At 73.0% G+C, this 21,537-nt stretch carries 22 protein-coding genes and 1 riboswitch; of the genes, 9 read left to right on the top strand and 13 right to left on the bottom strand.

The genetic code is table 11. The annotated features are described in order from the left end of the window. Positions 1-128: 128 nt before the first annotated feature. The 3 genes from BLV05_RS18440 to BLV05_RS18430 are packed head-to-tail and all read left to right on the top strand — an operon-like array spanning position 129 to position 2,967. Positions 129-1,385, top strand: coding sequence for an amino acid deaminase/aldolase (locus tag BLV05_RS18440; protein ID WP_046772378.1), 1,257 nt, complete (start codon positions 129-131; stop codon positions 1,383-1,385). Beyond that, on the top strand, positions 1,385-2,092 hold the full coding sequence (locus BLV05_RS18435; protein ID WP_063932644.1) for a nucleoside/nucleotide kinase family protein: 708 nt from the start codon (positions 1,385-1,387) through the stop codon (positions 2,090-2,092). The genes BLV05_RS18440 and BLV05_RS18435 overlap by 1 nt, the downstream gene beginning before the upstream one ends. A 44-nt stretch (positions 2,093-2,136) precedes the next feature. Next, on the top strand, positions 2,137-2,967 hold the full coding sequence (locus BLV05_RS18430) for an MOSC domain-containing protein (protein ID WP_046772342.1): 831 nt from the start codon (positions 2,137-2,139) through the stop codon (positions 2,965-2,967). Positions 2,968-2,971: 4 nt separating this feature from the next. On the opposite strand, the gene BLV05_RS18425 is transcribed toward BLV05_RS18430, so the two are convergent. The 10 genes from BLV05_RS18425 to BLV05_RS18380 all read right to left on the bottom strand — a co-directional run bounded on the left by BLV05_RS18425 (position 2,972) and on the right by BLV05_RS18380 (position 11,289). Then, positions 2,972-4,189 carry a hypothetical protein gene (locus tag BLV05_RS18425; RefSeq protein WP_152691077.1) on the bottom strand — a complete coding sequence of 406 codons (1,218 nt, stop codon included), beginning with the start codon at positions 4,187-4,189 and terminating at the stop codon, positions 2,972-2,974. Then, positions 4,186-4,710 carry a SigE family RNA polymerase sigma factor gene (locus BLV05_RS18420; protein ID WP_046772340.1) on the bottom strand — a complete coding sequence of 175 codons (525 nt, stop codon included), beginning with the start codon at positions 4,708-4,710 and terminating at the stop codon, positions 4,186-4,188. Before BLV05_RS18420 ends, BLV05_RS18425 begins: the two co-directional genes overlap by 4 nt. 72 nt (positions 4,711-4,782) lie before the next feature. Next, entirely contained in the window at positions 4,783-5,634 is an 852-nt protein-coding gene (hisG, locus tag BLV05_RS18415) for an ATP phosphoribosyltransferase (protein WP_046772339.1), read from the bottom strand. A gap of 13 nt (positions 5,635-5,647) precedes the next feature. Next, positions 5,648-5,911 (bottom strand): phosphoribosyl-ATP diphosphatase, encoded by a 264-nt coding sequence (locus BLV05_RS18410; protein ID WP_046772338.1) that lies wholly within the window; start codon positions 5,909-5,911, stop codon positions 5,648-5,650. Positions 5,912-5,993: 82 nt separating this feature from the next. Next, positions 5,994-6,470, bottom strand: a complete 477-nt coding sequence (ribH, locus tag BLV05_RS18405; RefSeq protein WP_046772337.1) for a 6,7-dimethyl-8-ribityllumazine synthase — start codon at positions 6,468-6,470, stop codon at positions 5,994-5,996. Then, the gene (locus BLV05_RS18400; protein WP_046772336.1) at positions 6,467-7,732 is read right to left on the bottom strand and encodes a bifunctional 3,4-dihydroxy-2-butanone-4-phosphate synthase/GTP cyclohydrolase II; all 1,266 of its coding nucleotides are present in this window, start codon (positions 7,730-7,732) and stop codon (positions 6,467-6,469) included. The genes ribH and BLV05_RS18400 overlap by 4 nt, the downstream gene beginning before the upstream one ends. Beyond that, entirely contained in the window at positions 7,729-8,346 is a 618-nt protein-coding gene (locus BLV05_RS18395; RefSeq protein WP_046772335.1) for a riboflavin synthase, read from the bottom strand. Before BLV05_RS18395 ends, BLV05_RS18400 begins: the two co-directional genes overlap by 4 nt. A gap of 4 nt (positions 8,347-8,350) precedes the next feature. Next, positions 8,351-9,421 (bottom strand): bifunctional diaminohydroxyphosphoribosylaminopyrimidine deaminase/5-amino-6-(5-phosphoribosylamino)uracil reductase RibD, encoded by a 1,071-nt coding sequence (gene ribD / locus BLV05_RS18390; RefSeq protein WP_172860804.1) that lies wholly within the window; start codon positions 9,419-9,421, stop codon positions 8,351-8,353. Between the two features lie 136 nt (positions 9,422-9,557). Further along, a riboswitch (FMN riboswitch) is annotated at positions 9,558-9,701 on the bottom strand. Positions 9,702-9,938: 237 nt separating this feature from the next. Beyond that, a complete protein-coding gene (locus BLV05_RS18385; RefSeq protein WP_052763099.1) occupies positions 9,939-10,502 on the bottom strand; it encodes a DUF3800 domain-containing protein in 564 nt (187 codons plus the stop codon). A gap of 166 nt (positions 10,503-10,668) precedes the next feature. Next, entirely contained in the window at positions 10,669-11,289 is a 621-nt protein-coding gene (locus BLV05_RS18380; RefSeq protein ID WP_052763098.1) for a Uma2 family endonuclease, read from the bottom strand. Between the two features lie 346 nt (positions 11,290-11,635). Between BLV05_RS18380 and BLV05_RS18375 the strand changes: the two genes are divergently transcribed. The 5 genes from BLV05_RS18375 to BLV05_RS18355 are packed head-to-tail and all read left to right on the top strand — an operon-like array spanning position 11,636 to position 16,833. Continuing rightward, entirely contained in the window at positions 11,636-12,652 is a 1,017-nt protein-coding gene (locus tag BLV05_RS18375; RefSeq protein WP_082155777.1) for an ABC transporter ATP-binding protein, read from the top strand. After that, positions 12,649-13,470 carry an ABC transporter permease subunit gene (locus BLV05_RS18370; protein ID WP_197683193.1) on the top strand — a complete coding sequence of 274 codons (822 nt, stop codon included), beginning with the start codon at positions 12,649-12,651 and terminating at the stop codon, positions 13,468-13,470. The genes BLV05_RS18375 and BLV05_RS18370 overlap by 4 nt, the downstream gene beginning before the upstream one ends. Beyond that, the gene (locus tag BLV05_RS18365; RefSeq protein WP_052763097.1) at positions 13,467-14,666 is read left to right on the top strand and encodes a streptophobe family protein; all 1,200 of its coding nucleotides are present in this window, start codon (positions 13,467-13,469) and stop codon (positions 14,664-14,666) included. Before BLV05_RS18370 ends, BLV05_RS18365 begins: the two co-directional genes overlap by 4 nt. Continuing rightward, positions 14,663-15,358, top strand: a complete 696-nt coding sequence (locus BLV05_RS18360) for a response regulator transcription factor (protein ID WP_046772332.1) — start codon at positions 14,663-14,665, stop codon at positions 15,356-15,358. Before BLV05_RS18365 ends, BLV05_RS18360 begins: the two co-directional genes overlap by 4 nt. Then, complete coding sequence (locus BLV05_RS18355; protein WP_046772331.1) at positions 15,355-16,833, top strand: HAMP domain-containing sensor histidine kinase; 1,479 nt, start codon at positions 15,355-15,357, stop codon at positions 16,831-16,833. The genes BLV05_RS18360 and BLV05_RS18355 overlap by 4 nt, the downstream gene beginning before the upstream one ends. A 109-nt stretch (positions 16,834-16,942) precedes the next feature. On the opposite strand, the gene rpe is transcribed toward BLV05_RS18355, so the two are convergent. Together rpe and BLV05_RS18345 are read right to left on the bottom strand one after the other, a co-directional pair. Continuing rightward, positions 16,943-17,605, bottom strand: coding sequence for a ribulose-phosphate 3-epimerase (gene rpe / locus BLV05_RS18350; RefSeq protein WP_046772330.1), 663 nt, complete (start codon positions 17,603-17,605; stop codon positions 16,943-16,945). An 11-nt stretch (positions 17,606-17,616) separates the two neighbouring features. Then, positions 17,617-19,155 (bottom strand): MFS transporter, encoded by a 1,539-nt coding sequence (locus BLV05_RS18345; RefSeq protein ID WP_231948552.1) that lies wholly within the window; start codon positions 19,153-19,155, stop codon positions 17,617-17,619. Between the two features lie 72 nt (positions 19,156-19,227). On the opposite strand from BLV05_RS18345, the gene BLV05_RS18340 reads away from it, so the two are divergent. Then, complete coding sequence (locus BLV05_RS18340; protein ID WP_046772329.1) at positions 19,228-19,767, top strand: TetR/AcrR family transcriptional regulator; 540 nt, start codon at positions 19,228-19,230, stop codon at positions 19,765-19,767. Here the strand turns inward: BLV05_RS18340 and BLV05_RS18335 are convergent. After that, the gene (locus BLV05_RS18335; RefSeq protein WP_082155776.1) at positions 19,764-21,413 is read right to left on the bottom strand and encodes a CTP synthase; all 1,650 of its coding nucleotides are present in this window, start codon (positions 21,411-21,413) and stop codon (positions 19,764-19,766) included. The genes BLV05_RS18340 and BLV05_RS18335 overlap by 4 nt on opposite strands. Positions 21,414-21,537: the final 124 nt, after the last annotated feature.

Below are 21,537 nucleotides of genomic sequence, written 5' to 3'. Positions count from 1 at the left end.
CTAGTACCTTGCAGCAGGATGGGGTCCGCCCGCCGATTGCCCGCCATGGCCCCATGGCCACGATCGTCCCGATCTGGTAAGGATTCGCTGTGGAGATCACCGTGCCCGATACCGATGCCGACGCAGCCGTGCCCGACGTCCCGCCGCCTCCCGCCACCCCGGAGCCGGCGCCGCCGGTCGCCAGCTCGCGCGCCGACCTGCGGCATCGGCTCAACACGGCCACGGCCGGGTTCGAGGCGCCGCTCGCCGCCATCGACCTCGAGGCGTGGGACGTCAACGCCGCCGACCTGGTCAGGCGCGCGGCCGGCAAGCCCATCCGCGTCGCCAGCAAGTCGCTGCGCAGCCGGGCGCTGCTGCGCGACGTGCTGGGCCGCGACGGCTTCCACGGCGTGCTGGCGCTGACGCTGTCCGAGGCGCTGTGGCTGGTGGGCACCGAGCTCAGCTCCGACGTCGTCGTCGGCTATCCCACCGCCGACCGCCGCGGCCTGGCCCGGCTGGCCGGCGACGACGAGCTGGCCGCCGGCATCACGCTGATGGTCGACGACGTCGCCCAGCTCGACCTCGTCGACGCGGTGGCGCCGTCCGACGGCCGGGTCGAGATCCGCGTCTGCCTCGACCTCGACCTGTCCTGGCGGCCGATGGGCGGCCGGCTGCGGGTCGGCGCGAAGCGGTCGCCGCTGCACTCCGTCGACGACCTCGTCCGGCTCGCGCACGCGGTGCAGTCGCGGCCGGGGTTCCGGCTGGTCGGCGTCATGGGCTACGAGTCGCAGATCGCCGGTGTCCAGGACGCCCCGCCCGGGCGCGGCTGGCGCGGCCGCATGGTGCGCTCCATGCAGAAGCGGTCGTGGGCGGAGCTGTCCGAACGGCGCGTCGCGGCCGTCGAGGCGGTCCGCCGCATCGCCGAGCTCGAGTTCGTCAACGGCGGCGGCAGCGGGTCGGTCGAGCGCACGGCGTCCGACGTGTCGATCACGGAGGTGACGGCCGGGTCCGGGCTGCTGGCGCCGCGGCTGTTCGACGGCTACACGAGCTTCTCGCCGCGGCCGGCGGCGTTCTTCGCGGTGCCGGTCGTGCGCCGGCCCGGCCCGGGCATCGTCACCGTCGCGGGCGGCGGCTACATCGCCAGCGGCGCCGCCGGCGACGACCGCCTGCCGGTGCCGTGGCTGCCCGAGGGCCTCACCCTCGACAAGGACGAGGGCGCCGGCGAGGCGCAGACCCCGCTGCTCGGCTCCCCCGCCGACGACCTCGCCATCGGCGACCGCGTCTGGTTCCGGCACGCCAAGGCCGGCGAGCTGTCCGAGCGGTTCGACCAGTACTACCTGGTGCGCGGCGAGCGGCTGGTCGACACCATCGCCACCTACCGCGGAGACGGCAAGACATTCCTCTAGTGCTCTTCAGCTACGACGCCCTGGCGGCTCGGATCCGCGCCGCCGCGCCCCGGGCCGGTTCGACGACCGTGGTCGCCGTCGACGGGCCTGCGGGTTCGGGGAAGACGACGCTGGCCGCGCGGCTCGCGTCGCGGCTGGACGACGCCCCGGTCGTGCACATGGACGACCTCTACCCGGGCTGGGACGGGCTCGCGCAGGCCGCCGCCGCCGTCGCGTCGCAGGTGCTGGCGCCGCTGGCCGAGGGCCGGCCGGCGCGGTACCGGCGGTGGGACTGGCACGCCGACCGCTGGGCCGGCTGGGTGGACGTCCCGGCCGCGCCGATCCTCGTCGTCGAGGGGTGTGGCAGCGGTTCGACGCCCGGAGCGCCGTACCTCGCGCTGCTGCTGTGGGTCGAGGCGCCGCACGACGTGCGTATGGCTCGCGGTCTCGACCGCGACGGCGACGCGTTCCGGCCGCACTGGGAGCGCTGGGCCCGTCAGGAGGACGCCCTGTTCGCCGCCGAGCGCACCCGCGACCGCGCCGACCTGCGCATCGACACCGCGTCGCCCGTCCCGCACGATCCCCTACGGGACGTGGTCGCCGAAACGGAGGAGGAGCCGGGCTCCGATCTCGGCCCAGGAGCGCCGGGCAGACCGGCGGTGAGAGGGGGCCGGAGGCCTCCTCGACATCGTCGGTGCCAGCCGCCGAGCCAGGGTGACCGTGGCTAGGGCCATGCCCGGCGCGACGACATCCAGGGGATAGCGTTGGAACTGTGCGCGTCGTCGAGCTGAACATCTACCCCGTCAAGTCGACCCGGGGCCGGGCTCAGACGTCCGCCGAGGTCGAGCTCTGGGGGCTGGCCGACGACCGCCGCTGGATGGTCGTCGACGACGCCGGCTACGTCGTCACCGCGCGGGTCCGGCCGGCGCTGCTCGGCGTCACCGTCACTCCGCTGGAGCGCGGCCGCATCCGGCTGGAGAGCGCGCACGCAGCGCCGCTCGAGGTCGACGCGACGGCCGCGCGCGAGTACGTCCCGGTGCAGATCTGGAAGAACACCCTGGACGCCGTCCGGCCCAGCGCGGCCGCCGACGCCTGGTTCGGCAAGCTGCTCGACCAGGACGTCCGCCTCGTCTGGCTCGACGACCCCACCCGCCGGCCGGTCAACCCCGCCTACGGCCTGCCCGCCGACCGCGTCTCCTTCGCCGACGCGTATCCGCTGCTGCTCACCACCACGGGGTCGCTGGACCGGCTCAACGACTGGATCGTCGAGGAGGCGCTGCTGCGCGGCGAGGAGCCGCCGGCCGAGCCACTGCCGATGCGCCGGTTCCGTCCCAGCGTCGTCGTCGACAGCGCCGACCCGTTCGCCGAGGACACCTGGTGCAAGCTGCGCATCGGCGACGTCGCGTTCCGCGCGGTCAAGCTGTGCGACCGCTGCGTCCTCACCACGGTCCACCCCGACACGCAGCAGCGCGGCAAGGAGCCGCTGCGCACCCTGGCCCGGCACCGCCGCTGGGACGGCAAGGTGTGGTTCGGCATGAACCTCGTCCCCGACGGCACCGGCCGCATCTCCCTCGGCGACGACGTCCGGGTCACCGCCGGCTGACCCGTCAGCCGATCAGGGACAGCAGCGGCATGATGCCGGCCACCGAGCGCGAGACCGGCATCTCGAGGCCGCGGTGCGTGGAGTTCACCTGGACTCGCACGGAGCCCCGCTGCCCGACGCGCCTGGTCGAGTCCGGGCCTACCGGCCCGTCGCCGATGTGGATGTACAGCTCCGGCATGGTTTCGCAGATGTGATAGACGTCGAGGCAGAGCAGCTCGTACGGACGATTCCGCTGCCAGATGATCACCTCGACCTCGGCGCCGTCGGCGGTGCGGTAGTCAGCCGTGATCATGCCGGCCTGCACTTGCACCCCGTCGACGCTGGTCACGATGTCGCCGTCCACCGGATCGACGACCGTCAGCGGACCGAACTGCTCCTCCAGAACCGCCTCGATCGCCGGCCAGCCGGCGCCCGCGGTCGCCTCCAGATCGATCCCACTGGCCAGCTCGGCAGGGTCGTACTGGGCGGCGGCCGCCCACACTGCGTCGGCGACGGCGTCCGCCTCCGCGACGCCGAACCACGGCACATCGGGGATCATCGGCCCAGCTGTCATCACTGGGGGCTCGTCCGGCGGGTGGCTCAACGAGGTTCCCTGCCAGATCACGGTGACGCTCGCCGGGTCGCCCTCCAGGAACAGCAGGCCGTCGTCGGCCCCCGCCTCCACGCCCCGCCACCGGCCCTCCTCGTCGAGGCCGGTCTCGCACCCTGTGGCGTCCGCCCACTCGTCCCCGAACAGCGGCAGGTACTCGTCGCACAGCTGGTAGCCCGGCAGGTCCGGCGGCGCGTTCTGCAGCAGCACCCTCAGCTCGAAGCCGACGTCCCCCCGTTCCAGGTCCAGCCGGAGCCCGGGTCCGTGCCCGTCGGCGACGACCGACGTCCCCGGCCGCAACCGCACATCCTCCGGGAGTGCAGCGTCGACGGCCGCCCAGATGGCCAGCCGCAACGGGTCGCCGGACACATCGGGCGCGACGTGGCCGCGGCGGTCGACCGACGTGGTCGGCTGGCGCACCTGGCCCTCCAGGTCGGTGTTGTCGGCCAGCGACGGCACGAGCAGCCCGGCGGCGACCGCGGCGACCGCGACGACACCGCCCGCGGCGCGCCGCCGTACGGCTCGCCTACGGCGGGACCGGCCGCGTGCGATGTCCTCGTGCACGGGACCGTCGTCGGCCGGCTCGCCCGCCAGAGCTTCTCGGAACATCTCCTTGAGAGTCCTATCGGTCATCGCTGCTCCTCGACCATCGCGAACTCCTGGGGCCCGAGCAACTCGCGCAACTTGTCCAGGCCGCGCGAGGACTGGCTCTTGACGTTGCCGGTGCTGCAGCCGAGCAAGCCGGCGACCTGCTCCACCGAGAGGTCCTCCCAGAACCGCAGCACGAGGACGGCCCGCTGCCGTGGCGGTACGGCGGCCAGCGCCGTCAGCAGCCTGTTCCGGGCCTGCGGATCGGACCCTTCCGCGGGGTCGCCCACTCCGGTGCCGTCCGGGACGGTGTCGACGGCGTGCTCGCGCCGCCAGGGCCGGCGGGTGCTGTCGATGTAGGCGTTGAGCAGCGTCTTGCGCGCATATCCGTCGAGGTCGTCGCGGCGGCGGATCCGGCGCCAGGAGACGTACAGTTTGGTCAGCGTCTCCTGGACCAGATCCTCCGCGGCGTGCCAGTCGCCCGTCAGCAGGAACGCGGTTCGCAACAGTGCGCGCCGACGGGCCGCAACGTACTCGCCGTACGGGCCCTCGTCGATCGCCGGCATGGGCCCGCCTCCGTCATCAGGGTCGAGTGCTGCTCATCCTCTACACGAAGTGGGCGACGGATCGGGTTGCAGTCAGATGCGGCAGGCCAGGATCTCGGTGACCAGGATGGCCCGCGCGCCGACCGCCCACAGGTCGTCCATCACGCGCTGCGCGTCGGCCCGCGGCACCATGGCCCGGACGGCGACCCAGCCCTCGCGGTGCAGCGGCGACACCGTCGGCGACTCCAGCCCCGGCGTGAGCGCGCTGGCCTCGTCGACGCGGTCGGCGCGGATGTCGTAGTCCATCATCACGTAGCCGCGGGCGACCATGACGCCGTTGAGCCGGCGCAGCAGCAGGTCGATGGCGGCCGGGCGCTCGTCGTCGGCGCGGGCGATGAGCACCGCCTCGGACCGCAGGATCGGCTCGCCGAGGATCTCCAGGCCGGCCTGACGCAGCGTCGTGCCGGTCTCGACGACGTCGGCGATGACGTCGGCGACGCCCAGCTGGACGGCTGTCTCGACGGCGCCGTCGAGCCGCACCACCGACGCGTCGACGCCGCGTTCGGCCAGGTAGTCGCGGAGCAGGCCGGCGTAGGACGTCGCGACCCGCAGGCCGGCGAAGTCGGACACCTTCTCGGCGGTGCCGGGCCGCGCCGCGAAGTGGAACGTCGAGCCGCCGAAGCCGAGCGCCAGCAGCTCCTCGGCCGACGCGCCGGAGTCGAGCAGCAGGTCGCGCCCCGTGATGCCGGCGTCGACCGTGCCGGCGCCGACGTAGACGGCGATGTCGCGCGGGCGCAGGTAGAAGAACTCGACGTCGTTGTCGGGGTCGCGCAGCACCAGCTCACGGCCGCCGTCGGCGCGCTGCCGGTAGCCGGCCTCGCGCATCATCTCGGCGGCCGGGCCGGACAACGAGCCCTTGTTGGGCACGGCGATGCGAAGCGTCATCGGAAAGAGCCTCTCAGAGTTTGCTGTAGACGTCGGCGAGGGTGATGCCGCGGGCCAGCATGAGCACCTGCACGTGGTAGAGCAGCTGGGAGATCTCCTCAGCCGCCCGCTCGGTGCTCTCGTGCTCGGCCGCCATCCATGCCTCGGCGGCCTCTTCCACGACCTTCTTGCCGACGTGATGGACCCCATGGCGGACCGCCTCGACGGTTCCGGAGCCGGGCGCACCGGACTCCACCTTCGCCGACAGCTCGACCCAGAGGTCCTCGAAACTCTTCACGTCGCACAAGGGTACGGATACGTGACCCCTCGCCGCCGCGCTGGTTCACGAGCCGGACACACCGGCCCGCATGCGCCGTCGTCTACGCGTAGCAGTTGCGCAGCGCCACGACCGTGGCCAGCGCGGCCTGCGTCGCGTCGTACCCCTTGTCCTCCTTGGACCCGGGCAGCCCCGCGCGGGCCAGCGCCTGCTCCTCGTCGTCGCAGGTCAGGACGCCGAAGCCGATCGGCACCCCGGTGTCGACCGCGACCCTGGTCAGCCCGTCGGTCGCGGCCTGGCAGACGTAGTCGAAGTGCGGCGTCTCGCCCCGCACCACGACCCCGAGCGCGACGACCGCCTCGTAGTTCGCCCTGGCCAGCCGCGCCGCGACCACCGGCAGCTCGAAGGAGCCCGGCACCCGCAGGATCAGCGGGTCGTGCACCCCGGCCTCGTCCAGCGCGCGCTGCGCCCCGGCGACCAGCCCGTCCATGACCTGCTGGTGCCACAGCGACGCGACGACCGCGACCCGGAGGTCGCCCACCTTGCCCACTTGCAACTGGGGCGCGCCCTGACCACTCATCGTCCGGTGTCCTCTCGTTCCACGGGTTCCCCAGAGCCTGGCAGATCGCGCAGATCGTGCCCCATGCGGTCCCGCTTCGTCGTCAGGTACCGCAGGTTCTCGGGGTTGACGGCGACCGGCAGCGCGACCCGTTCGGCCAGCTTGAGGCCGTATCCCTCGACGCCGGTCAGCTTCGCCGGGTTGTTCGTCATCAGCGCGATGGTGCGCACGCCGAGGTCGGCGAGGATCTGCGCGCCGGTGCCGTAGTCGCGGGCGTCGGCCGGCAGGCCCAGCTCGACGTTGGCGTCGACGGTGTCCAGCCCGCCGTCCTGCAGCTCGTAGGCCTGTAGCTTGTGGGCCAGCCCGATGCCGCGGCCCTCGTGCCCGCGTAGGTACACGACGACGCCGCGCCCGGCCCCGGCGACCAGGTCCAGCGCGGCGCGCAACTGCGGGCCGCAGTCGCAGCGCAGCGAGCCGAACGCGTCGCCCGTCAGGCACTCGGAATGCAGCCTGACCAGCACCGCGTCGTCGCCGGCGTCGTCCGCCGTCACGTCGCCCATGACCATGGCGACGTGCTCGCTCCCGTCGAGGACGTCGCGGTAGGCGTGCGCCGTGAAGGTCCCGTGCGCCGTCGGCAGCCGGGTCGTCGCGACCCGCTCGACCTGCCGCTCGGTGCGCCGCCGGTACCGGATGAGGTCGGCGATGGAGATCATCGCCAGCCCGTGCTCGTCGGCGAACTCGCGCAGCGCCGGCGCCCGCATCATCGACCCGTCGTCGTGCACCACCTCGCAGATGGCGGCGGCCGGCGACAGGCCGGCGAGCTGTGCGAGGTCGACGGACGCCTCGGTGTGCCCGGGCCGGCGCAGCACGCCGCCCTCCTTGGCGCGCAGCGGGAACACGTGGCCGGGCCGGGTCAGCTCGTACGCCTCGGTGGCGGAGTCGGCCAGCACCCGCACCGTGTGCGCGCGGTCGGCGGCGGAGATGCCGGTGTCGATGCCGTCGCGGGCGTCGACGGAGACCGAGTAGGCGGTGCCCTTCCGGTCCTCGTTGACGAACGTCATCGGCGGCAGCTTGAGCCGGTCCAGCTCGGTGCCCAACATCGGCACGCAGACCACGCCGGACGTGTGCCGGATCATGAAGCCCATCAGCTCAGGCGTGGCCCGGGCGGCCGCGAAGACCAGGTCGCCCTCGTTCTCGCGGTTCTCGTCGTCGACGACCACGACGGCCTTTCCGGCCGCGATGTCGGCGATCGCCCGTTCGACGCTGTCCAGGTGCACGGTCATGCGCTCGCCCCCGTCGTCCCCGTCGCGCCGCTCGCCAGGAGCCGCTCCACGTACTTCGCGACCACGTCCACCTCCAGGTTCACCCCGTCGCCGGGCTGCCGGCGGCCGAGGGTCGTCAGCTCGAGCGTGGTCGGGATCAGGCTGACCTCGAACCAGTCGGCGCCGAGCCCGGACACCGTCAACGACACGCCATCGACGGCGATCGATCCCTTCTCCGCGACGTAGCGCAGCAGGGCCGCGGGCGCCTCGATGCGGACGACCTCCCAGCGGCTGCCCGGCGTGCGCGAGACCAGGGTGCCGACGCCGTCGACGTGGCCCTGGACGATGTGGCCGCCGAGCCGGTCGCTCGCCCGCACCGCCCGCTCGAGGTTGACCGCGTCGCCCTTGCTCAGTTTCGCCAGGGTGCTGCGGTCGAACGTCTCGCGCATGACGTCGACGGTGAACGTGTCGCCGTCGACCGCGGTGACGGTCAGGCAGACGCCGTCGACGGCGATCGATGCGCCGTGCACGGCGTCCTCGGCGACCTTCGGGCCGCGGACCGTGAGCCGCCCGTCGTCGGCGTCGCCCTCCGTTCGGACCAGTTCTCCAAGTTCCTCAATGATCCCGGTGAACATTGCCTCACGCCTTTCTGTTGACTTGCGGAGTCGCGGTGATGCGCAGATCGGGGCCGACCATCCGGACGTCGGCGACATCGAGCCTGATCGCGGCGTCGATGGTGTTCACGCCGGCGTCGGCCAGCGCCGCCGGACCGGCGCCGAGCAGTGCGGGTGCGACGTAGCCGACCACCCGGTCGATCAGACCCGCTCGCCAGAACGCCCCGGCCAGCGTCGGCCCGCCTTCGAGCAGGACGTAGCGGCGGCCGCGCGCGTAGAGCCGGTCGAGAAGTCTCGCCAGGTCGACCCTGCCGTCCGGCGTCGCGCCGACCTCGTCCGCCGTCGCGATCCACGTCTCCGCCCGGCCGTCCCTCACCCGCGCCGTCGCCGGCGTCGTCCCGGCGCTGTCGACCACGACGCGCAGCGGCTGGTCCACGACCCGGCCGCCGGCCCTCGAGCTGGCGCCGCCGACGTCTGCCGCCTCCCCGTCGAGCCGGGCGGTGAGCTGCGGATCGTCCGCACGCACGGTCCCCGACCCGACGATGACGGTGTCGACCGCGGCCCGCAGCCGGTGCACGTCGGCGCGGGCTTCAGCGCCGGTGATCCAGCGACTCGTCCCGTCGGCGGCCGCGCTGCGCCCGTCGAGCGTGGCGGCGAACTTCCAGACAACGAACGGCCGGTGAGTGCGGAACGGCGTGAGCCAGCGCGCGTTCGCCGTGGCCGCCTCGTCGCTCAGCACGCCCACCTCGACGTCGACCCCGCCCGCCCGCAGCGTCGCCGCTCCCCCGGCCGCGACCGGGTTCGGATCGGCGACAGCGACGACCACTCGGGCCACGCCGGCCGCGATCAGCGCCTGCGTACAAGGACCGGTGCGCCCGGTGTGGTCGCACGGCTCCAGCGTGACGACGGCGGTGCCGCCGCGGGCGCGCTCGCCCGCCTCGACCAGCGCGTTGACCTCTGCGTGCGGCCCTCCGGCGTGCTCGTGCCAGCCCTCGCCCACCGTCGCGCCGGTCGCGTCGAGGATGACGCAGCCGACGTCGGGGTTCGGGGGTGTGGTGGAGGCGCCGTTGAGGGACAGCTCGATGGCGCGACGCATGGCCGCCAGTTCCGCTGGACTCGCCACCGGCCCCTCCTCGCCTCGTCGGGCGAGCTCCGGGGCGGGCGCGGATGCGCCACTGACGACCGGCTCGGCTCTACGGACGCGCACAAGGGCGCGACCAGCCAAGACGGCCGCGCGTGCTGCCTCCCATCCGGACTTTCACCGTCGGTCTCGGAGTTCCACCGAGTCAACCGTTCGTCGCCCGCTGCTGCGGACGCCGACCGGGTCGCGGACTGTCACCGCCGGTTCGGACTTTCACCGACCCCGGAGCACGCATCGTGTCTCGACAAGGGTAACCGCCGCTGCGCCGAACGCATTCCCCGCCGTGGGGGTCGGAGCTTCAACCTCATGCGCGGCGGCCGGCTCGCGCGCGTCCGCGTCGCGTGTATGCATTCGTCTCTGCGGTCGCGTAAGCTCGGTACCGAAGTCGACCGCTGCGCAGCGGTCGGAAGTGGGCCGAGGATCCCCGGGGTACACCGGGACCTCGGCTCCGCGCTTTCAACGACCCTGGATCTCAGTCGAGCTGGATGCGGTAGTCGGTCAGCATTGGGGCGATCACGTCGCGGTAGGCCGGTTCGCCACCCTCGGCGGCGCTCACCGTCCCGGCGACGATGTCGGCCAGCCACAGCAACGGCTCTCTGCTGGGCTGGTCGTGATCGATCCGGATCGAGTGGCCGATGACCCGCCGTGAGCGGAACCTGTCGACGGCGTCGATGTCGCGCCGGTCCGCGGCGGTGTTGCGTGCCTCCAGCCAGACCTGGGCCACACCGGCGGCCTGGAGGTGGAACAGCAACGACTCCATGCACTGCCGCCTCGCCCGCTCCTGGCGGCGTGGATTCACGGGCGCGCCGATGACGACGAGGTGCAGCGACGCCAGGTCGGCGACCAACTCGACGGCCGTCTGCCGCCGCGGGGCGAGCTCCAGGCGCCAGTGGAACGGCAGCCCGCGCTGCGACAACCCGTTCACGCGAGCGCGGGCATCCGCGCAGTCCGGCTCCTCGAGGATGACGGCGGCGAGTACATACACGCCGTCGGTGGTCCGGATCGACTCGTCGACATAGGCAACCCAGCTGCTCATGCCGGCACCGATCCTGCCGCGATGCCACGCACCTGTGCGCCGACCGGGTGCTCACGGGCCGCTCTCACGCCGACCGAACACGAGGGGTGCAGGCTGAGGGCGCCCACCACCGGATGCGCCGTCCCGCACCTGGGCGGCTGCCGGAAACGAAGCCCCGTTCCCGCCCTCAGCGCACCTCCCAATGCCCGTCCGCCCACGACGTCGAGGCCGCCCCGTGCGAGGCCAATGCCTCGACATCGATGGTGACGCGCCAGGGGTGATCGGTGCTGAACGACCTGGACGTCGCTGGGGTCCGTTCGACGTACATGCTGGTCGCGTCGTCGCGGCGCAGCTCCGTGATCAGGAGGCCGGGTGGGTCTGGCCGTGGGATGACGGTCCAGTACGCGGGCACACCGGCCTGCGCGTACAGCACACGCTTGAGCATGATGTCGCGAAGGGCCGAACTCGGCGAGACCACCTCCACCACGAGCATCAACGCCTCGACCGGAATCGGTGTCGTCTCGGCCATCGACACGTGGGCCACCACGACGTCCGGCCGAACCTCGTCGTACTCGCTGATGCGCACCGGCTGGCCGCGATCGACAACGAACGGACTCCCCCGGTTCGCGATCTCGAAGGCGTTCGCCAGCCACCGCCAAAGCCCTGTCTCAGCGGCGCTGGGCGGAGGCGACGCGATGACGCAGCCGTCGATGAGCTCGTAGTGCGGCCCGGCCGGCAGCCCGTGCAGATCGGACGTTCGATAGCCGCGCGGCCCGGGAACGAGGGGAGGCAACTCGGCAGCGTTCATGACGGCTCCTGGGTGATCCACACCTGGCGGCGGCGCGCGGACGATCCGCGACTCACACCACGCTAAGCAGCCCGAATGCCCGTTGTCGCCTCGAAGCGTCAGCCCGGCGGTTGCCCGTTTCCGGGCAAGTTTGCCCGGCGAACTCGATCACCTGCGGGCTAATTCGCGGGCTAACCGTCCACCCCTCTGCGGCGTGACGGAGCACGCTCGAGGACAGGGTTTCCTGTGAGTCCGGCCGCCACGAGCGCCCGGACACCGCGCCACCAGGCACCTGCACCCACCGGACTCACAGGGTTCTCCCAGAACCTCTGCGGAACCGCCCGGATCGGCCGATCACGATCGGCTCATGACGACGATCGAAGTGAACGGGCTGACCAAACGCTACGGACCCGACACCGCCGTGGACGACGTGTCGTTCATCGTCGAGCCCGGTCAGGTGACCGGATTCCTCGGCCCGAACGGCGCCGGCAAGTCGACCACGATGAAGATGATCGTGGGACTGGCCATGCCGACGCGAGGCTCCGTGACCATCGGCGGCCGCCGGTACCGTGACCTGCCCGTGCCGTTGACCACGGTCGGCGCACTGCTGGACGCCGGCGCCGTCCATGGTGGCCGGACCGCCCGCGACCACCTGCTGGCCCTCGCGGTGAGCAACGGGCTCCCCCGCCGCCGGGTCGACGAGGTCCTCGCGCGGACCGGGCTCGACGGCGTCGCCGGCAAGCGGGCCGGCGGGTTCTCGCTGGGTATGCGGCAGCGGCTCGGCATCGCGGCGACGCTGCTCGGCGACCCGCAGACGCTGATCTTCGACGAGCCGGTCAACGGCCTCGACCCTGAGGGCATCCGCTGGATCCGTGACCTGATGCGCACTCTCGCCCGCGAGGGCCGGTCCGTGCTGGTCTCCAGCCATCTGATGAGCGAGATGGCGCAGAGCGCCGACCACCTGGTCGTCATCGGCCGGGGCCGGCTCATCGCGGACACCGGCATGAGCGAGTTCCTGCGCGCCAACGGCGAGGGCACGGTCCTCGTCCGCACACGGGAGCCGGACGCGTTCGCGCTGCGGCTGACCGCCGCCGGGGCCACCGTCCGCGAAGGGCTCGAGTCGTCGCTGGTCGTGTCCGGCCTGAGCAGCGACGACATCGGCGCGCTCGCCGCCTTCCACGGCGTCGCGCTCAGCGAGCTCGCCCCGCAGCGGGCCTCGCTCGAGGACGCCTTCATGGAGCTGACCAGGGACAGCATCGAGTACCAGGGGGTGGCGGCCCAGGGAGGCTCATGCGGCACCGACGGCGACGCGGGGCCGGAGGCCTCGCCGAGTCGTCGGTCGAGACCGCTCGCCGAATGGAGCGAGGGAGGAAACGCCGCATGAGCCGACCGACTGATGTCATGAGCACGCTCGCGACCACGCACACGGTGACCTTCGCGGACACCCTCCGCGCGGAGTGGGTCAAGCTCCGCAGCCTGCGCTCCACGTGGTCGACGCTGGCCTGCCTGTTCGTGATCGGCCTCGGCGTCACGGCCCTCGCGATGAGCTCGGCCGGAACCGACTACGCGAACGCGACCGCGGCGGAGCGGGCGGCGTGGGATCCGACCGGCCTCAGCCTGACGACGTACATCGTCGCCCAGCTGATCATCGGCGTGCTCGGCATCCTGATCGTGACGTCCGAGTACGCCACCGGCCTCATGCAGACGTCGCTGATGGCGACGCCGCGCCGGCATCGGCTGCTGGCCGCGAAGGTGGTCGTGGCCGCCGCCGTCGCCGTCGTGGCCGGTCAGGTGCTGATGCTCGCATCGTTCCTGCTCGGCCAGGCGCTCCTCAGCGCGCAGGACGTGCCGTCCGCGACGCTCGGCGATCCGGGCGTACTCTCCGCGGTCGCCGGTGGCGGGCTCTACCTGACGGCGATCGCGCTGCTCGCGGCCGGTCTCGGCACGATCATGCGGGCGACGGCGGGAGCGCTGGCCACGCTCGTGGGGATCGTCTTCCTGGTGCCCGCGCTCGCCGGCCTGTTCCCGTCGTGGCTGGAGGGCCTGATCGACGTCTGGCCGACGCGCGGTGCGGCCGCGATCTTCACGACCGTGCCGGACCCCGAGTACCCCAACCCCTGGCTGAACCTGGGCGGGATGTGCCTGGGCGTGGCCGCGGTGCTGGTCGCGGCGTTCGTCGTCTTCCGCCGCCGCGACGTGTGAAGCGCACGGCGGTGCGGCCCCGCGACGTCGGCGCGGGCCTGGTCGCGGCCGCGGCGGCCCTGCTCGCGATGGCGGGTGTCGCCGCGGCCGGGCTGGTCCTGCTCGGCGCCGACGAGGCCGGCGACCTGGGCGCGCTGACGGCGGCCGTCGTCGCGCTGGCCGCGGGCGGACCGGCGACGCTCGACGCCACCGCACCGGGTGACGTCCCGATTCCGCTGAGCGCCGGCGTCGAGGCGATGCCGCTCGGGGTCACGCTGGTGGGCGCGACGGTGTTGGGCGCGCTGCTGGCGCGGCGCGGCCGGGACGGGCTCGGCCTGCGCGGCGCCGCCGCGACGGTGGCGGTGGCGGCCGGGCTGGTCGCGGTGGCGCACCTGGCCAGCGGGAACGTGACGGTCCGGCTGCCCGACGACGCAGCGACAGCGGCGGGCGCGGAGGCCGGCCAGGTATCGGCGGCGGACGGTTGTCCGGACGGCGGCGGGATCCCGTTCGGCGGGAGTGGATCCGGCGGCACGCTGGACGTCGGCGTGTCGGTCGCCGGCGGCTCGGCGGCGGTGGCCGGGGCGACCGGAGCGCTGATCGTCCTCGCCATGTGCTGGCCGGCGCAGCGGTTCAACGGCGCGACCCGGGACAGGCGCGCCATCGGATGGCCGGTCGCCGGGGTCGTGGTCGCCGCGCTGGCCGCGGCCGGGGCGTCGGGCAGCGCCGCGGCGGTGGGCGGGGTGGTGCTGGTGCTGCCGCTCGCGGTGGTCGGCGCATTGCCGATCGGGCTCGGCGTGCCGTTGACCGTCCAGGCGGACGGCGTGCTCGGCTGCGTGCTGGACGGCGCCGAGCCGATCGCCCCGGGTGGGCCGCTGATGTGGGTGTCGGCCGCGGCCCTGCTCGGCCTCGGTGTGATCGCGGCGAGCCGCACCCACCGGCCGACCAGCAGAAACCGGCTGACGGTCGTCGGCGGGGTGGCGCTCGTCGTCGGGGCGGGGCTGGCCACGATGGCGGTGCTGGCACGGGTGACCGTCGACCTGGGGGTGGGCGGGTTGTCGCTCCTCGACGCGCGTCTGGCGGCCGACCCGCTGACCGCGCTCGGGACGGGGCTGGCGGCGGGAGCCGCGGCGGGCGTCGCCGGGATCGTCCTGGTCGGCACGTTCCGGAGCCTGGCTTCCGTATCCTGGCGACCGTGGAAGGACCGGGCCCGGCCATGACGTCCCAGCGGCTGCTCGTGGTCGACGACGAGGCGACGGTCCGGGAACTGCTCTCGGCGGCGCTCCGGTTCGCCGGCTTCGGCGTGTCGTCGGCCGCCACCGGGGCTGAGGCCGTCGAGACGGCGGCAGCGGAACCGCCGGACCTGGTGCTGCTCGACGTGATGTTGCCTGACATGGACGGCTTCGAGGTGGTCCGCCGGCTGCGCGAACTTCCCGGCGACCGCCGAGGGCCGGTGCCGGTGCTGTTCCTCACCGCCCGCGACGGCCAGGCCGACAAGGTGACGGGACTGTCGCTCGGCGCCGACGACTACGTGACGAAGCCGTTCGACCTGGACGAGCTGATCGCCCGCATCCGCGCGATCCTGCGCCGCACCGCCGGCCACCACGCCGACCTGCTGACGGTGGGCCCGCTCACCCTCGACGCCCTGGGACACCAGGTGACGCGCGACGGTGAGCCCGTCCGCGTCTCCCCCACCGAGTTCCGGCTGCTGCGCTACCTGATGGAGAACGCCGGCCAGGTCGTGTCGAAGGCGCAGATCCTCGACCGCGTCTGGCGCTACGACTTCGGCGGCGACGCCAGCATCGTCGACACCTACATCTCCTACCTGCGCCGCAAGGTCGACGTGGGGGAACCGAAGCTGATCCGGACGGTGCACGGGGTCGGCTACGTGCTGCGGGAGCCCCGCCCGTGAGGCGGCTCTCGCTGCGCTCGCGGCTGCTGCTGCTCACGTCGGGGCTGTTGCTGGCCGGGTTGACGCTGGTCAGCGCGGCCGTCGCCGGGAACCTGGAGCGCTACCAGCTGAACCGGATCGACGACCAGCTGACGGCGCTCACCGCGATCCTGACGGGCGTGTCGGCCGGCGGGCCGCCGGAGTCGATCGACACCGGCGGACGGCCGGAGCTGCTGGACGCCGCGCTGGACCTGATCGGCGCGCCGTACCTGGTCTACCTCGACGCGGATGGGACGGTGGCCGGCGGCCTGCGCACGTCCGGCCTGGACAGCGGCGAGCTCCCGCCCACCGACGAGCTCGGCGACCTGCCCGCCGACGGGACGCCGGTCAACCTCCCGGCCGCGGACGGCGACGGACGCTGGCGGGTGGTCTCGGTGGCGGCGGCGGGCTGGGACGGGACGGTGGTCGCGGCGGCCCCGCTGGACACGGCCGACGCCACGATCGACCGGCTCCGGGTCACCAGCATCGTCAGCGGCGCCGTGCTGCTGGTCCTGCTGACCGCGATCGGCTGGTTCGCGCTCGGCCGGGGGCTGCGGCCGTTGCGCCGGATCGAGCACACGGCGGCCGCGATCGCCGGCGGCGACCTGACCCGGCGCGTCCCCGGCATCGGCGCGTCCACCACGGAGATCGGGCACCTCGCGGCGTCGCTCAACACCATGCTCGGCCAGCTGGAACGCGCGTTCGCCGACCGCGCCGCCGCCGAGGCGCGCATGCGCACCTTCCTCTCCGACGTCAGCCACGAGCTGCGCACGCCGCTGGTCGGCATCAAGGGCTCGGCCGAGCTCTACCGCATGGGCGCGCTGCCCGAGCGGGCCGACGTCGACGCGGCGATGCTGCGGATCGACCGCGAGGCCACGCGGCTGACGGCGCTGACGGAGGATCTGCTGCTGCTCGCCCGGCTGGACGAGGGGCCCGAGGGCCAGCTCGACCGCGCGCCGATGGACCTGCGCACGCTCGCCGGCGACGCCCGCCACGACCTGCGCTCGCTCGACGCGTCGCGGCCGGTTGAGCTGACCGGGCCGGACGGCGTCGGTCCACCGGGACCCGCTCCGGTCGACGCCGACGAGAACCGGCTGCGGCAGGTCGTCGCGAACCTCGTCGGCAACGCCGTCACGCACACACCGGCGGGCAGCTCGGTCCGGATCGGCGTCGGCACCGTCGGCGGCCGGGCCGTGCTGGACGTCATCGACGAGGGCCCGGGCATGTCGGCGGAGCAGGCCGAACGCGTCTTCGACCGGTTCTACCGGGCCAACAGCTCCCGCGAACGGTCCGGCGGCGCCAGCGCGGGCCTGGGGTTGTCGATCGCCCGCTCGCTGGCCCGCGCGCACGGCGGCGACGTCGAGCTACGGACGCGGCTCGGCGACGGCGCCCGGTTCCGGCTGACCCTCCCGCTGCTCCCGTCCGACCCCGAGCACCCGCCGTCCAGCTCGAGTTGATCATGGAGAAGGTCGGCCCCCGCCCGACCAGGAAGCCGACCTTCTCCATGATCAACGGGGGCCGCGGCGGCCGCGCTGAGCCGCGGCCGCGCCGCGCGGGCGGCCGCGGCTAGTGGGCGGCTTTGGCGGCCAGCTCGCGGAGGTCGCTGACGGCGGCCGCGGCGTCCTCGGCGCCGTAGACGGCGGACCCGGCGACGAACACGTCGGCGCCGGCGTCGGCGCAGCGCTCGATCGTCTCGGCCGACACTCCCCCGTCGACCTGGATCCAGACGTCCAGGCCGGACCGGGACACCAGCTCGCGCGCCCGCCGGATCTTCGGCAGGCACACGTCCAGGAACGCCTGACCGCCGAACCCGGGCTCGACCGTCATGACCAGCAGCAGGTCGATCTCGGGCAGCAGGTCGGCCCACGGCTCGACCGGCGTGGCCGGACGCAGCCCCACCCCGGCCCGCGCACCGTGCCGGCGCAGCTCACGGGCCAGCCGGACCGGCGCGGCGGCCGCCTCGGCGTGGAACGTGACGTTGTGCGCGCCGGCCTCGGCGTATGCGGGCGCCCACCGGTCCGGGTCGTCGATCATCAGGTGGCAGTCGACCGGCCGGTCGGTGCGGGCCAGGATCGCCTCGACGACCGGCAGCCCGAGCGTCAGGTTGGGGACGAAATGATTGTCCATGACGTCGACGTGCACGAGGTCGGCGTCGCCGAGGCGGGCGATCTCGGACTCCAGGTTGGCGAAGTCGGACGACAGGACGCTCGGCGCGATCTGAATCCCCACGAGCGCCCAGGTTACTCGTGCGCGCCGACGCCCACCGGCGTCCGGTGACGCCGCAGCACGACCAGCGCCTGGACGGCCGCCGCCACGACCACCAGCGCGCCGACGACACTGGTCACCTCGACGGCCCGGGTGAACGCGTCCTCGGCGGCCACGACCAGCGCCGACGCCGCCGGCGCGGGCAGCGACCCGGCGATGTCCACCGCGCCGCCCAGGGTCTCGCGCGCCTGCTCCAGCGTCGCGCCGTCGACCCCGTTCACCGCGCCGAGCGACGACGCATACACCGCGGTCAGCAGGCTGCCCAGCACGGCGGTACCCATGCCGCCGCCGACCTCGTACGCCGTCTCCGACACGGCCGCCGCGGCACCGGCCCGGGCCGGGTCGACGGCGCTCATGATGACGTTGTTGGTGATCGTCTGCACCAGCCCGACACCGCCGCCGACCAGCACGAACGCCACCATCACCAGCCCGGCGCCGTAGCCGCGCCCGGCCAGCACCATCAGCGCGAACCCGGCCGCCACCACCATCAGCGCGCCGAACAGCAGCCACGCCATCGGCAGCCGGCGCATCAGCGGCACGGCCACCAGCCCGGTCACGATCGCCAGCGCCAGCCCGGGCACCAGCACCAGCCCGGACCGCAGCGGTTCCATGCCCAGCACGATCTGCAGGTACTGCGTCATGAAGAACAGCGCGCCGATCATCGCGAACGTCGTCAGCAGGTTCGTCACGACGGACGCGCGGAAGGCCGGCCGCTCGAACAGCGCGAGGTCCAGCAGCGGCGTCTCCAGTTGCCGCTGCCGCCGGACGAACGCCACGCCTACCAGCACACCGGCCACCAGCGCGGCGCCGTACCCGAGGGCAAGCCCGTGCGCGGCCAGCCCCTTGATGCCGTACACCGCCAGCAGCAGCGAGACCAGCGACAGCCCGGCGCTGGGCAGGTCGTACCGCCCGGGCGCGGGGTCCTTCGACTCGGGCACCAGGAACGGCGCGAAGATCAGCAGCAGCGCCAGCACCGGCAGCGCGACCAGGAACACCGAGCCCCACCAGAAGTGCTCGAGCAGCCAGCCACCGACGATCGGGCCGAGCGCGGCGCCGGCGGAGAACATCGTCGCCCAGATCGCGATCGCGAGCGTCCGCTGCCGCACGTCGTGGAAGATGTTGCGGATGAGCGACAGTGTCGACGGCATCAGCGTGGCCCCGGCCACGCCGAGCAGACCACGGGCGACGATCAGCATCTCCGGCGACGTCGAGTACGCCGCCAGCGCGGACGCCACGCCGAACGCCGTCGCGCCGGCCAGCAGCAGCTTGCGCCGGCCGATCCGGTCGCCCAGCGTGCCGGCGGTCACGAGCAGCCCGGCGATCATGAAGCCGTACACGTCGACGATCCACAGCAGTTCGGTGCCGGTCGGCGCGAGGTCGGAGCTGAGGTGCGGCACGGCGAAGCTGAGCACCGTCATGTCGATCGAGATGAGCAGGACCGGCAGCAGCAGGACGACGAGGGCGCCCCACTCGCGCGGCCCCGCCAGCACCCGCCCCTGGTCCGTCATCGTCATCGCACACCCCTTCGCGGTAAACTAAACCGTCCAGACGGTACAGTAACACCGTCAGAATCGAGGTTCATCCCCGTGCCACGCCCCTCTTCTCGCGATCGCATCCTCGACGCGCTCGAGAGCATCCTGGTCGACACCGGCCTGCACGCGGTGACGCTGGAGTCCGTCGCCGAGAAGGCCGGCGTGTCGAAGGGCGGCCTGCTCTACCACTTCCCCACCAAGGAAGCCCTGATCACGAGCCTGGCCCGGCGGCTGGCCGAGGTGGTCGAGGCGGAGTTCGAGCAGGCGGTGCGCTCGGACGACGTCGTCGACTTCTTCCTGCGCACGTCCGTGCCGTCGTCGGACGACGGCGCCGTCTACTGGTCGCTGCTGGCGGCGCTGCGCTCCAACGACGTCGCCAGCGAAGAGGCCCGGCGGCTGGTGATGTACTGCTTCGTCCGGTGGGCGGAGATCCTGCGCGCGCACGTCGCCGACCCGGTGACGGCCGAGATCATCCGGCTGGTCGGCGACGGCCTCTACCTCAGCGCGCTGTCCGGGCTGCCGATGCCCGACCCCGCCCTGCTGGACGAGGTCAGGCACCGGCTCACGCGCGAAGCGGGCGCCGCGACCGGCTAGGAGACGACCGCCGGCTCGACGTCGACCGCGAGCTGCGTCTCCTGCTGCCGGCTGACGGCCGCCGCGACCAGCCCGATGAACAGCGGGTGCGGGCGGGTGGGACGCGACTTCAGCTCAGGGTGCGCCTGGGTGGCGACGAAGTACGGGTGGACGTCGCGGGGCAGCTCGACGAACTCGACCAGCGTGCCGCCGGGCGACGTGCCCGACACGACCAGCCCGGCCTTGACCAGCCGATCGCGGTGCTCGTTGTTCACCTCGTAGCGGTGCCGGTGCCGCTCGGTGACCCGGTTCGCGCCGTACAGCTCGCGGACCAGCGTCCCCTCCTCCAGCAGCGCCGGGTACGAGCCCAGCCGCATGGTGCCGCCCAGGTCGCCGTCGCCGGCGACGATCCCTTTCTGGTCCTCCATGGTCGCGATGACCGGCTCGGGCGTGCCGGGGTCGAACTCGGCCGAGCTGGCCTGCACCAGGCCGGCCTCGGACCGGGCGTACTCGATGACCATGCACTGCAGGCCCAGGCACAGGCCGAGCGTCGGGATCTGGTGCTCGCGGGCGTAGCGGATGGCGCCGATCTTGCCCTCGATGCCGCGGATGCCGAACCCGCCCGGGATGACGACGCCGTCGACGTCGCTCAGCCGGGCCGCCGCGCCCTCGGGTGTCTCGCACTCGTCGGACGGCACCCAGCGGATGTGCACCTTGGCGTCGTTGGCGAACCCGCCGGCCCGCAGCGCCTCGGTGACCGACAGGTACGCGTCGGGGAGGTCGACGTACTTGCCGACCAGCGCGACGGTGACGTCGTGGCGCGGGTGGTGCACGCGGCGCAGCAGCTCGTCCCACGCCGTCCAGTCGACGTCGCGGAAGGACAGCCCGAGCCGCTTGACGACGTAGGCGTCGAGGCCCTCGCTGTGCAGCACTTTCGGGATGTCGTAGATGGACGGCGCGTCGACCGCGGCCACGACGGCCTCGGCGTCGACGTCGCACATCAGCGAGATCTTCTTCTTCACGCCCGACGGGATCGGCCGGTCGGACCGGCAGACGATGGCGTCGGGCGTGATGCCGACCTGGCGCAGCGCGGCGACGGAGTGCTGCGTCGGCTTCGTCTTCAGCTCGCCCGACGGCGCGAGGTACGGCACCAGCGAGACGTGCAGGAAGAAGCAGCGGTCGCGGCCGACGTCGTGGCGGACCTGCCGCGCGGCCTCGAGGAACGGCAGCGACTCGATGTCGCCGACGGTGCCGCCGATCTCGTGGATGACGACGTCGACGTCGCCCTCGCCGATGGAGATCATCCGGTCCTTGATCTCGTTGGTGATGTGCGGGATGACCTGGACGGTGTCGCCCAGGTACTCGCCGCGGCGCTCCTTCGCGATGACGTCGGAGTACACCTGCCCGGTGGTGACGTTCGCGGACTTGTTGAGGTCGCGGTCGAGGAACCGTTCGTAGTGACCGACGTCGAGGTCGGTCTCGGCGCCGTCCTCGGTGACGAACACCTCACCGTGCTGGAACGGGTTCATCGTGCCCGGATCGACGTTGAGGTACGGGTCGAGCTTCTGCATGGTGACCCGCAAGCCGCGGGCGGTGAGCAGGCTCCCCAACGACGAGGCGGTGAGCCCCTTACCGAGGGAGGAGGCGACTCCTCCGGTCACGAACACATGGGTAGTCGGCTGCAAGGCCAAGAGGGGCTCCCGTGGTCAATCCGTCAACTGGCGGCTCGGCGACGAAACGCTGAACCTTTGCTCCACGGACCTCCAGCCTAACAGTCATCGGGCGGAGGCC

The organism is Jiangella alkaliphila, assembly GCF_900105925.1.
GTDB classification, from domain to species: domain Bacteria; phylum Actinomycetota; class Actinomycetes; order Jiangellales; family Jiangellaceae; genus Jiangella; species Jiangella alkaliphila.
Note: the sequence above shows the minus strand (reverse complement) of the source record. Positions and strands in the feature narration are given on the sequence as shown.

What these genes read in the sequence shown, in the direction of transcription:
- BLV05_RS18425 (WP_152691077.1), bottom strand. Translation starts at nt 4,189, where the DNA reads ATGACCGATAGGACTCTCAAGGAGATGTTCCGAGAAGCTCTGGCGGGC.
- BLV05_RS18420 (WP_046772340.1), bottom strand. Translation starts at nt 4,710, where the DNA reads ATGCCGGCGATCGACGAGGGCCCGTACGGCGAGTACGTTGCGGCCCGT.
- hisG (WP_046772339.1), bottom strand. Translation starts at nt 5,634, where the DNA reads ATGACGCTTCGCATCGCCGTGCCCAACAAGGGCTCGTTGTCCGGCCCG.
- ribH (WP_046772337.1), bottom strand. Translation starts at nt 6,470, where the DNA reads ATGAGTGGTCAGGGCGCGCCCCAGTTGCAAGTGGGCAAGGTGGGCGAC.
- BLV05_RS18400 (WP_046772336.1), bottom strand. Translation starts at nt 7,732, where the DNA reads ATGACCGTGCACCTGGACAGCGTCGAACGGGCGATCGCCGACATCGCG.
- BLV05_RS18395 (WP_046772335.1), bottom strand. Translation starts at nt 8,346, where the DNA reads ATGTTCACCGGGATCATTGAGGAACTTGGAGAACTGGTCCGAACGGAG.
- ribD (WP_172860804.1), bottom strand. Translation starts at nt 9,421, where the DNA reads ATGCGTCGCGCCATCGAGCTGTCCCTCAACGGCGCCTCCACCACACCC.
- BLV05_RS18385 (WP_052763099.1), bottom strand. Translation starts at nt 10,502, where the DNA reads ATGAGCAGCTGGGTTGCCTATGTCGACGAGTCGATCCGGACCACCGAC.
- BLV05_RS18380 (WP_052763098.1), bottom strand. Translation starts at nt 11,289, where the DNA reads ATGAACGCTGCCGAGTTGCCTCCCCTCGTTCCCGGGCCGCGCGGCTAT.
- BLV05_RS18375 (WP_082155777.1), top strand. Translation starts at nt 11,636, where the DNA reads ATGACGACGATCGAAGTGAACGGGCTGACCAAACGCTACGGACCCGAC.
- BLV05_RS18370 (WP_197683193.1), top strand. Translation starts at nt 12,649, where the DNA reads ATGAGCCGACCGACTGATGTCATGAGCACGCTCGCGACCACGCACACG.
- BLV05_RS18360 (WP_046772332.1), top strand. Translation starts at nt 14,663, where the DNA reads ATGACGTCCCAGCGGCTGCTCGTGGTCGACGACGAGGCGACGGTCCGG.
- BLV05_RS18345 (WP_231948552.1), bottom strand. Translation starts at nt 19,155, where the DNA reads ATGACGATGACGGACCAGGGGCGGGTGCTGGCGGGGCCGCGCGAGTGG.